The sequence below is a fragment of the Gammaproteobacteria bacterium genome (assembly GCA_016716465.1).
Taxonomy (GTDB): Bacteria; Pseudomonadota; Gammaproteobacteria; order SZUA-140; family SZUA-140; genus JADJWH01.
This window is the reverse complement of record JADJWH010000004.1, coordinates 289,630-304,508: the sequence shown is the minus strand read 5'-3', so window position 1 is coordinate 304,508 and position 14,879 is coordinate 289,630. Positions and strand designations below refer to the sequence as shown.

Sequence of the window (14,879 nt, the reverse complement as noted above, 5' to 3'; positions counted from 1 at the left end):
CTTTGTAGCGCGGATGGAGGCTCGCAGTGCCGCGATCCGGGAGACACGGTACCTTACCTCGATCCCCGGATTCCGCTACGCTCCATCCGGGCTACAATCGATGTATCGGGTGGGCACGTTTTCCGTGCCCACCCTGCAGGATTGGCCCGCATGTTGCGTTACGATTGATTACTCGCCCAGCCAGTCGCGCGGGCGCAGGAAATCGCTGTACAGCCGCGCCTCCTCGGTGCCGGGCTCCGGGCGCCAGTTGTAGCGCCACTTCACCAGCGGCGGCAATGACATCAGGATCGATTCGGTGCGCCCGCCCGACTGCAGGCCGAACAGCGTGCCGCGGTCGTAGATCAGGTTGAACTCCACATAGCGCCCGCGCCGGTAGAGCTGGAAGTCGCGTTCGCGCTCGCCGAAGGGCGTCGCCTTGCGGCGCGTGACGATCGGGCGGTAGGCCGCGAGGTAGTGGTCGCCGACGCTCTGCATATAGCCGAAGCAGCGCGCGAAACCCCATTCGTTCAGGTCGTCGAAGAACAGTCCACCGATGCCGCGCGGCTCGCCGCGGTGCTTCAGGAAGAAATATTCGTCGCACCATTGCTTGTAGCGCGGATAGACGTCCGCGCCGAAGGGAACGCAGGCGGCGCGCGCGATGTGGTGCCAGTGCACGGCATCCTCTTCGAAACCATAATAAGGAGTCAGGTCGAAGCCGCCGCCGAACCACCAGATCGGTGCCGCGCCCGCCTTCTCGGCGATGAAGAAGCGCACGTTAGCGTGCGAGGTCGGGACATAGGGATTGCGCGGATGGATGACCAGCGACACACCGAGCGCCTCGAAACGGCGCCCGGCGAGTTCGGGCCGGTGTGCCGTGGCGGAGGCCGGCATGCCAGGCCCCATGACGTGCGAGAAGTTCACCCCCGCCTGCTCGAATACCGCACCGTTCGCCAGCACCCGGCTGCGCCCGCCGCCGCCCTCCGGGCGTTCCCACGCCTCTTCGGCGAAGCGCACGGATCCGTCCTCGGTCTCGAGCTCGGAGCAGATGCGTGCCTGCAGGCCGAGCAAGTAGTTTTTTACGGCGGCGATGTCGGGCTGGTTCATAAGATACCGTCAGGTTCGTGAATATTATGTCCGGATTCTAGCGCAGATCACTGAGGGGACAGATTTGAAATCTGTCCCCCGGCTAGATCTTAACCTGGCCGGACGACGTGTCCAGTGAGCGCATCCCGGATCTCGCTCGGCCGTTTCCGCGCGCCGACCTTTCCGTTCAGGACATAGTCGAGTTCGGCGCCGAGGCGGCGTTCGACCTGCAGGGCCGTACGCGCCGCCGGCCGGCGATGGCGATTGGCGCTGGTGGAGACCAGGGCATGGCCGACGGCACGGCACAACGCGGCGGCGATCGGGTGCGCGGTCACGCGCACGGCGATGGTCGGATGCGCGCCGCGCAGCCAGTACGGCACGCCCGGTGACACCGGCAGCAGCCAGGTGACGGGGCCGGGCCAGGTGGCGCGGACGCGTTGCATGACGGACGCGGGCACGGGGCCGACGTAGGGCGCGAGCTGGGAGAAGTCCGCCCCGATCAGGATCAGGCCCTGCGCGAGCGGCCGCTGCTTGATGTCGAGCAGGCGGAATACCGTCTCGCCGGCGAGCGGATCGCAGCCGAGGCCATACACCGCCTCGGTGGGATAGGCGACGATGCCGCCGCCGCGAATGCAGCGCACGGCCGCGCGCAGTTGCCAGTCTCCGCTCATCGGCGTGTCCGGTTCCGCGGGATTATTTCGCCTGCAGCTGTTCCTGCAGGGCCGCGTTCTTCGCGAGTATCGACCTGGCGTTGTCGGCGCGCTCCTGCCGCAGGCGCGCGGCGAGCGCGGTATCGGACAGGGCGATCATCTGCGCGGCGAGATAGGCGGCGTTCCGCGCGCCGGCCGAGCCGATGGCCACGCAGGCGACCGGGATGCCGCCCGGCATCTGCACGGTGGAGAGCAGGGAGTCCATGCCCTTCAGCGGGCCGGCGTCCAGCGGCACGCCGACCACCGGCTTGACCGTGATCGCCGATACGGCGCCGGCGAGGTGCGCGGCCAGGCCGGCGGCACAGATAAACACCGCGCAGCCGCGTTGGTCGGCCTCGCTGACGTAGTCATGCGTCTCCTTCGGCGTGCGGTGGGCCGAGGTGACGCGCACCTCGAACGGGATCTGCAGCTTCCTGAGGGTGTCCAGCGTATTCTGCATGACGGGCAGGTCGCTGTCGGAACCCATCAGAATGGCGACGAAGGTCTTGCTCATGGAATGGTCCTCGTTGAATGGTTTTCGGAACTGGTATCGGGGCCGGATCCTTTTCGCGCCGAAACTCGCGCGCAATCAAGGCCTGTTTGCGCGCAGGCGGCGCATCTCCTGAAATCCCCGGTCACCGCCCGTGCGGGACGCGTCTGTTCGAGTCTCAGCGCCCGCCAGCCTCCCGCGCGATGGCGCGGTGGCCGATGTCGGTGCGGTAATAGACGCCGCGCCAGTCGATCCCGCGCGCGAGCTCGTAGGCGCGGGCCTGTGCCGCCGCGACGGTCTCGCCCAGCGCGCAGGCGCACAGCACGCGGCCGCCGTTGGTGACGATGTCGTCGCCCTGCCGGCGCGTGCCGGCGTGGAATACCTTGGCGTCGGCGGAATCCCGCGTCGGCAGCCCGCGGATCGCGTCGCCCTTCGCATATGCGTCGGGATAACCGCCGGCCGCGAGCACCACGCCGAGCGCCGGACGGTCGTCCCACTCGGCGGGTTCGGAATCGAGCCGGCCCTCCACCGCGGCCAGGCACAGCGCGACCAGGTCGGATCTCAGTCGCAGCATGATCGGCTGTGTCTCGGGATCGCCGAAGCGGCAGTTGAATTCGAGCACCTTTGGCGTGCCCGCGGGATCGATCATCAGGCCCGCGTAGAGAAATCCGGTGTACACGATGCCGTCCTGCGCCATGCCGCGCACGGTGGGCAGGATCACTTCGTTCATGACGCGGTCATGGATCGCGGGGGTCACCACCGGCGCCGGCGAGTAGGCGCCCATGCCGCCGGTGTTGGGCCCGGTGTCGCCGTTGTCGCGCGCCTTGTGGTCCTGTGAAGTGGCCATCGGCAGCACATGTTTGCCGTCGCACATGACGATGAAACTCGCCTCCTCGCCGCGCAGGAATTCCTCGATGACCACGCGGTGACCCGCATCGCCGAAGGCATTGCCCTGCAGCATGTCGGTGACCGCCGCGATCGCCTCCGGCACGGTGGCGGCGATGATCACGCCCTTGCCGGCGGCCAGCCCGTCCGCCTTGATCACGATCGGCGCGCCGACGCGGCGGACGTAGTCCGTCGCCGCGTTGATGTCGGTGAACACGCCGTAGGCCGCGGTCGGGATATGGTGGCGGGCGAGAAAATCCTTGCTGAAGGCCTTGGAGCCCTCCAGCTGCGCCGCCGCCTTGCTCGGCCCGAAACAGCGCAGGCCGGCGGCGCGGAAGGCATCGACGATGCCGGCGACCAGCGGCTGTTCCGGGCCGACGATGGTCAGGCCGACTTCGTTCGCGCGCGCGAATTCCACCAGGCGCGGGATGTCGGTGGCCTCGATGGCGACGTTTTCGATGTCGGGTTCGAGCGCGGTGCCCGCGTTGCCGGGCGCGACGTAGACGGTGTCCGCGAGCGGCGACTGGGCGGCCTTCCAGGCCAGGGCGTGTTCCCGGCCGCCGCCGCCTACGATCAGGATGTTCATCGGGTGTCTCGGCCTGCTGGTCGTTTGTAATGATTTCAGGGCGTACAGGATACCGTATCCGGCGCGGACGGGTCATCCCGGGGACGGATTTAGCGATCCGTCCCCATCGGGCAGGGACAGATGTCCAATCTGCCCCCGCCGCACATCAAGCGCGTCCTGGTCGCCCCTTAATTCGTTGAGCCAGCTATGAAATCGGCGTATGATGGGACTGTATTTTCCATTCCCGCATCCACCTCACGGCAATGATGTCGCATGCCGAAATCGTTCAGGAAACCCGTCACCCCGCGTCCCTTCACCGGTAAGGCGGTGCAGGTCTTCGCTGCACTGATCGGTGTGCTGCTGGCCACCACGGGCGCCGCCGTCGATCTGCGCGACGAGGTTTGGGTCGCCAATGGACCGGTGTACACCAGCGTGGCGAGCGGCAATCTGAACACGTGGTTTTTCGGTGCCACGGCCGGGGCGGGTGTCGCCACCGACGGTCTGCCGCGCGTGAACGGTCCGGTGCACGTCGTGATCTCGGATGGCGCGGGCGGTTGTTACCTTGGCGGGGAGTTCAGTGCGGTGGGTGGGTTGCCGCGGGACAATCTCGCGCACATCGACGCGCTCGGGAATGTGACGGGATGGGCGCCGGCCACCAACGGCGCGGTGCGCGCGCTCGCCCTGAGAGGGGACGCCCTGTTCGTGGGGGGGGAGTTCACGGCCATCGCCGGCACGCCGCGTTCGCGCCTCGCCGCGGTCAATGCCGCCACCGGGGCGGTGGACTCGACGTGGGCGCCGGATCCGGATGCCCCGGTGCAGGCCTTGCTGATCGATGGCAGCACCCTGTATGTCGGCGGCGAATTCACTGTCATCGCCGCTGCCGGTCGCGGTCGCCTGGCGGCGCTTGATGTGTCCACTGCCGTCGCGAACGCGTGGAATCCGGCCGCCGACGCCCCCGTGCGCGCGCTGTTACTGGGCGCCGGCGCGCTCTACGTCGGCGGAGATTTCACACAGATCGGCGGCGCCGTCCGCCACCGGCTGGCCTCGTTCAACCTCCCCGGTACCCTGGTCAGTGACTGGAATCCGGATGCCGACGCTCCGGTACGCGCCCTGGCGGCCGGCGCCGGCCTGCTGTACGTCGGCGGCGATTTCACCCAGGTTGGCGGCGCAGCGCGCCAACGCATCGCGGGGGTCAACGCCACCACCGGCGCGGTGACGGCCTGGAATCCTGGCGCGGATTCCGCCGTGCGGGCCCTGGCGCTGAGCGGGACCAGCCTCTATGCCGGTGGCGACTTCGGCACTATCGGTGGCCTTGCCCGCAACCGCATCGCCAAACTTGATACCGCCGTGACCAGCGGCATCGTCGATCCCGCCTGGGACTCGGGAGCCGGTGACGCGGGCGCTGCAGGCGTGCGTGCCCTGGCGCTGAGCGGTGAACGATTGTACGCGGGCGGCGAATTCGATGTCCTGAACGGCGAGATCCGGCGCAATGTAATCCTGTATCTGGGCGGGGCCTTCGATTACGTGGGGCCGGCGACCGGCGCCGGGATCGCGCTGGATGCCGGCGGCGCCGGAGTCGCAGACACGGATTTCCCGCGCGTCAACGGACCCGTGCACGCGGTGGTGGCCGATGGCGGCGGCTGGTTCATCGGCGGCGAGTTCAGCCGGGTCGGTGATCAGGCGCGGGCCAACCTCGCGCGGATCGACGCGTCCGGGGCGGTGACCGCATGGGCGCCGGAGACAGACGGCGCGGTGCGCGCGCTCGCACTGGCCGGTGGTGTGTTGTATGTCGGTGGCGAGTTCACGCAGGTCGGCGCCGCCGGACGCAACCGCATCGCCGCGCTCGACGCGGCGGGCGGGACGGTAAGCGCCTGGAATCCGGCCGCCGATGCTGCGGTGTCAACGCTGCTGGTCGATGGCGCCGTCGTGTACGCGGGCGGCGAGTTCACGCAGATCGGCGGCGCGGCGCGTGACCGCATCGCGGCGCTCGACGCGGCGGGCGGGACGGCGACGGCATGGAACCCGTCCGCCGATGGCGCGGTGCGCGCGCTGGCGCTCGCCGGCGCGACGGTGTACGCGGGCGGCGAGTTCACGCAGATCGGCGGCGCGGCGCGCGACCGCATCGCGGCGCTCGACGCGGCGGGCGGGACGGCGACGGCATGGAACCCGTCCGCCGATGGCGCGGTGCGCGCGCTGGCGCTCGCCGGCGCGACGGTGTACGCGGGCGGCGAGTTCACGCAGATCGGCGGCGCGGCGCGCGACCGCATCGCGGCGCTCGACGCGGCGGGCGGGACGGCGACGGCGTGGAACCCGTCCGCGAACGGCGCGGTGCGTGTCCTGCAGCTGAACGGCACAAGGCTGTACGCGGGCGGCGAGTTCACCGCGATGGGCGGGCTCGGGCGCAACCGCCTGGCCGCGCTCGATACTGCCGTTACCGGCGCGATCACGGATCCCGTCTGGGACCCGGGCGCGGGCGGGATGGTCGAGGCGCTCGCCCTCAACGGCGGCACGCTGTACGCGGGCGGCGCATTCTCTTCGGTCAATGGCGTGACGCGACGCAATCTCGCCGCGCTCGATCTCGCCACCGGCGCGGCCACCGACTGGGATCCGGACGCGAATGACGCGGTGCGCGCGCTGTTGCTGGGCGCCGGCGGCGCGCTCTACGCGGGCGGCGAGTTCAGCGCGATCGCGGGTCAGTCGCGCAATCGTCTGGCGGCATTGAGCAGCGCCACCGGCGCCGCCACGGCATGGAATCCGGGCGCCGACGGCACGGTGTACGCACTCGCGCCTTCGGGCGGTGGCGGCACCCTATACGTCGGCGGGACGTTTGCCACCGTGGGCGGCCTCGCGCGCAATTGGCTGGGTGAGGTATCCCTCGGCAACGGCATCGCGACCTCCTGGAACCCGTCGCCCGCCGACGGCGCGGGTGTCTACGCGCTGACGGCCGAGGGTTTCACCTTGTATGTCGCGGGCGACTTCACGGAGATCGACGGCGAGGCACGCGAGCGCGTCGCCGCATTCGACATGAGCGTGCCGGAGATCCTCGACTGGTCACCGCAGATCGACGACGGCGCGGTGCGCGCCCTGACCTATATCGCGGACAGCGGTGTGTTGTACGCGGGGGGGGATTTTACCTCGGTCGGGGGCGCCTCCCAGGTCGGGGTGGTGGCACTGGATCCGGCGACCGATGCGCCGCGGGTGTGGAACCCGCAACTCGACGGCGCCGTGAGCGCCATGGCGCTCTCGTTCGATCGCACCTTGCTCTACGTGGGCGGCGATTTCACCACGGCCGCCGGCGTGGCGCGCGGCCGGCTCGCCGCGCTCGCCATCGCGGATGCGGCGGCGGACGCCGGTTGGATCGTCACCGCCGATGCGGCGGTGAGTACGCTCAGCATGGTCAATGATACGGCCGGGGACGAATTTACCCTGTACGCGGGCGGGACCTTCGCCACCATCGACGGCGGCGCGCGCCGGGGGCTGGCTGCGCTCGCGGCCCTGCCGCCGGAGCAGGCCGTGCCGGTGACCACGGCGACGCCCGCCAGCGGCTTGTACAACAGCGTGACGGCGGTGCCCATCACACTGGTCTGCGACGACGGCGATGGCTCCGGCTGCGCGACGATCTATTACACGCTGGACGGCTCGGAACCGACCACCGCGTCGACGGTCTATGCCGACCGGATTCCCCTGAACGCCGATCTGGTACTCAAATTCTTCGCAGTCGACAACGCCGGAAATGCCGGCGTGGTGCAGACCGAGACCTATAGCGTGGAACTCGCACCTCCGCTGACGCGGGCCAGCCCGACCACGGGGGTGTTCGATTCCAGCACTCTCGAGGTCACCCTGAGCTGCGACGACGGCGCCGGCACCGGCTGCGCCGCGACGTATTACACGCTCGATGGCAGCCAGCCAACCGTCACGTCCACGCTTTACACAAGCCCCATCACGATCAGCGACACGGTGGTGCTGAAGTTTTTTTCCGTCGACGTTGCCGGCAACGCCGAGGGCATCAAGCGCGAGGAGTATGCCATCAACCGCGGCAAGGTTGGCGCGTTCGACGCGTACGCGCTGCTGGCGCTGATGACCGGGCTGCTGCTGCAAGCCGCGCGCGGGAGAACGCATGGCGCCGCGCGCTGAGCCCGGGGGGTGGCGCCGTGCGGCCGCGCTGCTGGCGGCGGTCTTGTGCGCGTCGCAGGCCGGTCGTGCCTCGGACATCCCCGACACCGACTTCGTGCAGGTGAACGATACGGTCCTGGCCGGGGCGATCAGCAACGGCTTCTTCTATCTCGGCGGTGCATTCACCACCGTCAACGGTTCTTCGTTCCCGCGTCTCGCGAAGATCACCCTCGCGCAGAACCAGCCGGTCGCGACCTGGGCGCCGCAGATGGATGCGACGGTGCGCGCGCTGGCGGTTTCCACCAACGGCGCCAGCCTGTATATCGGCGGCGACTTCACCCTGATCGGCGCGGTGGCGCGCGGACGTCTCGCGGCCCTGAGCATCGCGAGCGGCGCCGTGATCCCGACCTGGAATGCGAACGGCGAAGGCGACGTGAACGGCAGCATCCGCGCGCTGGCGCTCGCGCCCGACGGCCGTACGCTGTACATCGGCGGGGATTTCACCACGGTCGGCGGCGTTGCGCGCAATCACATCGCGAGCGTGAACACCACCACCGGCGCGGTGCTGCCGTGGGATCCCGGCGCCGACGGCAGCGTGCGCGCGCTGGCCCTGTCGAGCGATGGCGCCACACTCTATGCCGGCGGCGATTTCACCGTTATCGGCGCGCAGCCGCGCCCGGGACTTGCCGCCCTGCAGACCGTGAATGCCAAGGCGGCGGGCTGGAATCCCGCTCCGGTGGACGGAACGGTTCACGCCCTCGCCCTCGCGGGGGCCACGCTGTACGCGGGCGGGGATTTCGGCCAGATCGGCGGCGCGGCGCGCAACAATCTCGCCGCGCTCGATACCGGCATCGACAGCGATATGGCCCTGGCCTGGAATCCGGATGTCGACGGCCCGGTGCACGCGCTCTCGCTGTCCAGTGACGGTGCGCGCCTCTATGCCGGCGGCGCGTTCGCCGCCGTCAATGGCGTGACTCCCCGCAACCGCATCGCCGGCTTCCGTGCCGATATCGATAGCGCGGACACCATTGCCTGGGATCCGGGGTTCGACAGCGCGATCACCTCGGTGGATTTTCTGATCGCCTCCGTGGACGGATCCGCCTTGTACGCGGGCGGCGACTTCACCCGCATCGGCGCGACGGATCTTGTCGGACTCGCCGCCTTCGGCATCGCAGCGCCGCTCACGACGGTCGACACGGAGGGCGGTGGCTATACCTCCCTGTCCCAGGTCACGCTCACCTGCGTCGACCGCGCGGGCGCGGGCTGCGCCGAGATCTACTACACCACCGACGGCAGCGACCCGGTGACGCCGGTCAGCTATACCGCGCCGGTGGATGTCGCGATCACCGGTGACACCACGCTCAGATATTTCTCCGTTGACGCGGACGGAAACCGCGAGGTGGAGAACACCACGGTCTATGCGATCGACACCAGCTCCCCGGTCACCGTCAATTCCCTGCCCGGCGCGCTCTACGGCAGCGCCGACATCGGGGAGGTCGAGCTGAGCTGCGCCGACGACAATATCGCGCTCGGGTGCACTACCTATTACACCCTCGACGGTACCGAGCCGACCACGGCATCCACGGCCTACACCGAAGCGATCTCTCTCGCCGGACTGTTTCCGCCGGCGGACATCGATCCGGACGAGGTGGACCCGCTGCTGCATCTCGCCGGCACGGTCACGCTGAAATATTTCTCGCGGGACGACGCCGGCAACCAAGAGGCGACGCAGACCGTGCTGTATCAGGTCGACCTCTCGGGTCCGGCCGTCGGCGTCTCGCATGCGGCGGGTAATTACGCCGGGCCCATCGCCGTGACGCTGAGCTGCAACGACGGCACCGGTTCGGGCTGCGTGGACATGTATTACACCCTCGACAACAGCACGCCATCCGACGGCAACATCACGGACGAGGACGGCAATGTCATCCCGCGGACCACACGTTACACAGACCCTATCCCGATCTCCACCGGCTCGGTCCTGCGGGTACTCGCGCTCGACGTTGCCGGCAACCAGACCAGCGGGATCGTCGGCATCTATTCCTTCACTTCGGATACGGGCACGGACCGCAACAGCGTGGGCGGTATGGACGCGGCCATGCTGTTGTTGCTGGCGCTGGCTTGGTGGAGGCGGATCAGCGGGGACGGATTGTTGAAGCAAGGGGACAGATTTTAAATCTGTCCCCTTCATCGGGCAGTATTTAGTGCCGGAAGTGCCGCACGCCGGTGAACACCATGGCGATGTCGTGCTCGTCGGCGGCGGCAATGACTTCCGCGTCGCGCATGGAACCGCCGGGCTGGATCACCGCCTTGATCCCGGCCTCCGCTGCGGCGTCGATGCCGTCGCGGAACGGGAAGAAGGCGTCCGACGCCATCACCGAGCCTGCCACCGCCAGCCCGGCGTCGTGCGCCTTGATCCCGGCGATGCGCGCTGAGTAGACGCGGCTCATCTGGCCGGCGCCGACGCCGATCGTACGCCGGTCCTTCGCGTAGACGATCGCGTTCGACTTGACGAACTTCGCCACCTTCCACGCGAACAGCAGGTCGGCGAGCTGCGCCTCGGTCGGCGCCAGCTTCGTCACCACCTTCAACTCGTCGCGGGTCACCACGCGGTCGTCGGCGGTCTGCATCAGCAGGCCGGAGCCGACGCGCTTGGTGTCGATGAAACCTTTCGATATTGGTGCCGCCGGGATGCGCAGTACGCGCACGTTGGCCTTCTTCTTCGCGTAGGCTAGCGCGCCATCCTCATACTCCGGCGCGATCAGCACCTCGACGAACTGGCGGTCGAGGATAGTCTGCGCGGTCGCCGCGTCCAGCTTCGTGTTGAACGCGATGATGCCGCCGAAGGCGCTGGTCGGGTCGGTGGCGTAGGCCAGTTCGTAGGCGTCGCCCGGCGCCGTGCCGACGGCGACGCCACAGGGGTTGGCATGTTTGACGATAACGCAGGCCGGCGCGTCGAACTGGCGCACGCACTCCCACGCCGCGTCCGCGTCGGCGATGTTGTTGTAGCTCAGCTCCTTGCCCTGCAACTGGGCGAATGTCGCCAGCGAGCCCGGCGCCGGGTACAGGTCGCGGTAGAACGCGGCCTGCTGGTGCGGGTTCTCGCCGTAACGCAGATCCATGACCTTGACGAAGTTGCCGTTGGCCTGGGCCGGGAACCGCGCGCGGCGCTGTGCGCCTGCATCGCCCGGCGCGTCGATCGACGACAGCACGTCGCTGATGCGCGCGTCGTACTGGGCGACGCGGTTGAACGCGGCGACGGCCAGGGAATAGCGGGTCCGCGCCGACAGCCGGCCGTCGTTGGCGGCGAGTTCGGCGAGCACGCCGGCGTATTGCGCCGGGTCGGTGGCGACCGCGACATAGGCGAAGTTCTTGGCCGCCGCGCGCAGCATCGCCGGGCCGCCGATATCGATGTTCTCGATGATGTCGTCGAACTTCGCGTCGGGCCGGCTCGCCACGCGCTCGAACGGGTACAGGTTCAGCACCAGCAGGTCGATCGGTGCGATGCCGTGCCGTGCCATCACAGCGTCGTCCACGCCGCGCCGGCCGAGCAGGCCGCCATGGACCTTCGGGTGCAGGGTCTTGATCCTCCCGTCCATCATCTCCGGGAAGCCGGTGTACTGCGAGACCTCGGTCACCGGGATGCCGTTGTCCGCCAGCAGGCGGGCGGTGCCGCCGGTGGAGAGGATCTCGACGCCGAATTCGCACAGGCCGCGCGCGAATTCCACCAGGCCATCCTTGTCCGAGACGCTGATCAGGGCGCGCCTGACGGTGTGCAATCCTGCGTTCATCGGCCGAGCCCGTATTTTGCGAGTTTCTTGCGCAGCGTGCTGCGATTGATGCCGAGGATCTGCGCGGCGAGGCTCTGGTTGCCGCGCGTGAACTGCATGACGGTGCGCAACAGCGGCTGCTCCACCTCGCACAGCACCATCTCGTACAGGTCCGTCGGCAGATGCCCGTCGAGATCCTTCAGGTAACGCGTCAAGGCGGTATCCACCGCGCTGGCGAGCGGCTGTTTGCGCCGCTCGTCGCTGCCGCCGAGGCCCACCCGCTGGGGTGCCGCGCTCATGCGGCGAGTCCGGCGGTGGCCGCGAGGCCGTCGAAGAATTCACGCGCGAGCGCGAGCTGCTCGGCGGCGGACTCTTCCCGGTTGACGCTCTGGCGGAACACCGCGCCGCCGACCTGGCCCTTGCTGTACCAGCCGATGTGTTTGCGCGCGATGCGCGTGCCCACGTGTTCGCCGTAGAAGGCGTAGAGCTGTTCCAGGTGATCGAGCATTACGTCGCGGATCCACGCGACCGGCGGTTCCGGCAGGTGTTCGCCGGTGCGCAGGTAGTGGTCGATGGCGCGGAAGATCCAGGGCCGGCCCTGTGCCGCGCGCCCGATCATGACGGCGTCGGCGCGCGTGTACTCCAGCACATGACGCGCCTGCTCCGGGGTGCGGATGTCGCCGTTGGCGATGACCGGTATATTGATCGCGGCCTTGATCGCGGCGATGGTGTCGTACTCGGCCTCGCCGCTGTAGCCGCAGGCGCGGGTGCGGCCGTGCACGGCCAGCGCACGGATGCCGGCGGCCTCGGCGATGCGCGCGACGGCGATGCCGTTGCGGTGCTGGCGGTCCCAGCCGGTACGGATCTTGAGGGTGACCGGAACGTCCACCGCGCCGATCACGGCGTCCAGGATGCGGCCCACCAGTTCTTCATCGCGCAGCAGCGCCGAGCCGGCCATGACGTTGCACACCTTCTTGGCCGGACAACCCATGTTGATATCGATGATCTGGGCGCCGTTGTCGACGTTGTGGCGCGCGGCCTCCGCCATCATGCGCGGATCGGCGCCGGCGATCTGCACCGAGCGCGGCTCGGCCTCGCCGGCGTGATTGGCGCGGCGGAGTGTCTTGGCGCTGCCCCACAGGAGCGAGTTGCACGACACCATCTCGGAGACTGCCATGCCCGCGCCCAGACGCTTGCACAACTGGCGGAAGGGCCGGTCGGTTACCCCGGCCATGGGCGCGAGGATCAGCTTATTGCTCAGCCTGTAGGGACCGATTTGCATAACTAATTAATACTTATTGGAAAACCGCGGAACCGCGGTACGCGCCCGGCAGCCGGTGAAAACAAGACCGACTATGATACTTGCTCGCCGGGCGGGGATAAAGACGCGCGTGAAAAAATTGTTTAGCGCAGCTGGAATTCGAAATTCACCGCGTCCGGGCCGGGATCCACGATGTCGAGCATCGTTTGTACCGGCTGTTGCGCCGGCATGCCCAGGGCGGGATCCACGGTCAGGGACAGGTACTCCCGCGGGGTGAAGCGGCGCCGGGCGAGGAGACGGTCGCGGAAATCATAGAAACTGAGCTGTATGACAGGGTATGCCTGCAACTCTTGCGCCTGGTTTTCCAGCGTCAGCATCACCCGCAGCGCGCCTGCGGCCTCCGGATGGCGGCGAATGTCGCGCGCCACGATGCGCACCCGCGCCGGGTCGCGCAGCAGCGGGATCTGGCAGCGCGCGTAACCGCACAGCGTTTCCAGCCAGGGCCGGAGGGTGTCATGACGGGCGAGATCCTCGCGCATGAAGTAGGCGTACTGGACGAGGAGCGCGGCGAGCAGCACGAGGATGCCCAGCGTCCATGACAGGGTCGCCAGCGGATGATGACCGACAGGTGTCGCGATCATCCCTGCGGGGTGCCGGGGGCCGAGCGCGGCCCGCTCTTCCGGGCTGATCTGCAGGCGGTACCCGGGCCGGGGCGTGGGCTCGGATGGCGCGCGCGTGGATGGAGAGGGTGCGGGCGCAGCGGGTGCGGGTGGCGCGGGCTCGGCGGGTGCCGGCTCGGGCGCGGCGGCGATCACCGGCGTCGCCGCGGGATGAAATTCGCGGCCACAGTATTCGCACAGCATGACGGCGCTGCCGTCGCCGACATCGACCGCGTTGTGGCAATGGGGACAGGTTGCGAGCATCGGCAGGCTTTCGCTTGGTTTCGAACTGAACCGGGATTATAAGGTAAGGCGTGGCGAAAGCCGAAGTCGGGTCCGCGCCGCTGAGCCATCGGGGAATCAGCGCCGGCGCGCCGCCAGGCGCACCCAGTCGCCGCGTCGCGCCGGGCTTTCGACGAGGAAGTCCTCCGCGCAGGCGGCGGCGACCTCGGCGGCCTGTTCGTGCAGGATGCCGGACAGCACGAGATGGCCCCCCGTGCGCAGCAGGCCGGCGAAGCGCGGGGCCAGCGTGATCAGTGGTCCGGCCAGGATATTCGCCACGAGGCAGTCGACCGGGGTGTCGGACAGGGCGGCGGGATCTCCCGCATCGATGATCCCGGCAACCTGGTTTTTGCGCGCGTTCTCCGTCGTCGCGTACAGCGCCTGCGGATCGAGGTCGACGGCCTGGACATGGCCAGCCCCGAGTTTCGCCGCCGCCACCGCGAGGATGCCGGAGCCGCAACCGTAATCGATCATCTCCCAGCCCGGCCTGACGTGCCGGTCCAGCCATTCCAGGCAGAGCGCGGTGGTTTCATGGGTGCCGGTCCCAAAGGCGAGGCCAGGATCCAGGGTGACGATCACCGCTCCCGGTCCGGCTTCCGCCGTCGTCTGTCCGCTCGGGCAGATCCACAGGCGTTCGCCGAAGCGCATCGGGCGGAAGCGTTCCATCCATACCCGCACCCAGTCGCGTTCCTGCAGGCGCTTTACGCGGCAGGGAGGCGGTTCCGGCAGGTCGAGCGTTCGCTGCAGTCCGGTCAGTAGGGCAGGGACATCGGTGTCCGGGGCGAACAGGCCGACGACCACGGTCCGGGGCCACAAGGTCGTGGCGCCGGGGGCGGGTTCGAAGACCGGGTCGTCGGCCTCGTCTTCAAACGATACCGCCAGCGCCCCGGCGTCGCTCAGATGATCGGCGAGGGATTCCGCGTTTGCGGCCGTCGCGGTCAGTTCGATCTGGATCCAGTCGCTGGCGGTCATATTCGTTGGCGGTTCGTGGCCGGGCACGGCGTCGGGCGGAACCCGCGCGGCCTCTCGTTCGTGTCAGATCGTAATGCCGTGCCGTACGGCGCAAAATCGCTGTCGCTTGCTTCGCCCGCGTGCTCAGGCTAAGG

At 68.7% G+C, this 14,879-nt stretch carries 11 protein-coding genes; 2 read left to right on the top strand and 9 right to left on the bottom strand.

Annotated elements, in window-relative coordinates:
- Positions 1 to 168: 168 nt before the first annotated feature.
- The 4 genes from hemF to purD form a co-directional block, all read right to left on the bottom strand.
- Positions 169 to 1,083 (bottom strand): oxygen-dependent coproporphyrinogen oxidase, encoded by a 915-nt coding sequence (gene hemF / locus IPM20_09185; protein MBK9131787.1) that lies wholly within the window; start codon positions 1,081 to 1,083, stop codon positions 169 to 171.
- Between the two features lie 89 nt (positions 1,084 to 1,172).
- Complete coding sequence (locus IPM20_09180; protein MBK9131786.1) at positions 1,173 to 1,733, bottom strand: Sua5/YciO/YrdC/YwlC family protein; 561 nt, start codon at positions 1,731 to 1,733, stop codon at positions 1,173 to 1,175.
- A 22-nt stretch (positions 1,734 to 1,755) separates the two neighbouring features.
- The gene (purE, locus tag IPM20_09175; GenBank protein MBK9131785.1) at positions 1,756 to 2,265 is read right to left on the bottom strand and encodes a 5-(carboxyamino)imidazole ribonucleotide mutase; all 510 of its coding nucleotides are present in this window, start codon (positions 2,263 to 2,265) and stop codon (positions 1,756 to 1,758) included.
- Positions 2,266 to 2,419: 154 nt separating this feature from the next.
- Positions 2,420 to 3,712, bottom strand: a complete 1,293-nt coding sequence (gene purD, locus IPM20_09170; protein ID MBK9131784.1) for a phosphoribosylamine--glycine ligase — start codon at positions 3,710 to 3,712, stop codon at positions 2,420 to 2,422.
- Between the two features lie 252 nt (positions 3,713 to 3,964).
- On the opposite strand from purD, the gene IPM20_09165 reads away from it, so the two are divergent.
- Complete coding sequence (locus IPM20_09165; GenBank protein MBK9131783.1) at positions 3,965 to 7,825, top strand: chitobiase/beta-hexosaminidase C-terminal domain-containing protein; 3,861 nt, start codon at positions 3,965 to 3,967, stop codon at positions 7,823 to 7,825.
- Complete coding sequence (locus tag IPM20_09160; protein ID MBK9131782.1) at positions 7,809 to 9,977, top strand: chitobiase/beta-hexosaminidase C-terminal domain-containing protein; 2,169 nt, start codon at positions 7,809 to 7,811, stop codon at positions 9,975 to 9,977. The genes IPM20_09165 and IPM20_09160 overlap by 17 nt, the downstream gene beginning before the upstream one ends.
- Positions 9,978 to 10,002: 25 nt before the next feature.
- Here IPM20_09160 and purH read toward each other — a convergent pair whose 3' ends face one another.
- The 5 genes from purH to prmA form a co-directional block, all read right to left on the bottom strand.
- The gene (gene purH / locus IPM20_09155) at positions 10,003 to 11,592 is read right to left on the bottom strand and encodes a bifunctional phosphoribosylaminoimidazolecarboxamide formyltransferase/IMP cyclohydrolase (protein MBK9131781.1); all 1,590 of its coding nucleotides are present in this window, start codon (positions 11,590 to 11,592) and stop codon (positions 10,003 to 10,005) included.
- Positions 11,589 to 11,870: a DNA-binding transcriptional regulator Fis gene (gene fis, locus IPM20_09150; GenBank protein ID MBK9131780.1), complete on the bottom strand. Its 282-nt coding sequence runs from the start codon at positions 11,868 to 11,870 to the stop codon at positions 11,589 to 11,591. The genes purH and fis overlap by 4 nt, the downstream gene beginning before the upstream one ends.
- Positions 11,867 to 12,853, bottom strand: a complete 987-nt coding sequence (gene dusB, locus IPM20_09145; GenBank protein ID MBK9131779.1) for a tRNA dihydrouridine synthase DusB — start codon at positions 12,851 to 12,853, stop codon at positions 11,867 to 11,869. Before dusB ends, fis begins: the two co-directional genes overlap by 4 nt.
- Positions 12,854 to 12,975: 122 nt before the next feature.
- Positions 12,976 to 13,755, bottom strand: coding sequence for a DUF3426 domain-containing protein (locus IPM20_09140; protein ID MBK9131778.1), 780 nt, complete (start codon positions 13,753 to 13,755; stop codon positions 12,976 to 12,978).
- Between the two features lie 96 nt (positions 13,756 to 13,851).
- A complete protein-coding gene (gene prmA, locus IPM20_09135) occupies positions 13,852 to 14,745 on the bottom strand; it encodes a 50S ribosomal protein L11 methyltransferase (protein ID MBK9131777.1) in 894 nt (297 codons plus the stop codon).
- Positions 14,746 to 14,879 lie beyond the last annotated feature (134 nt).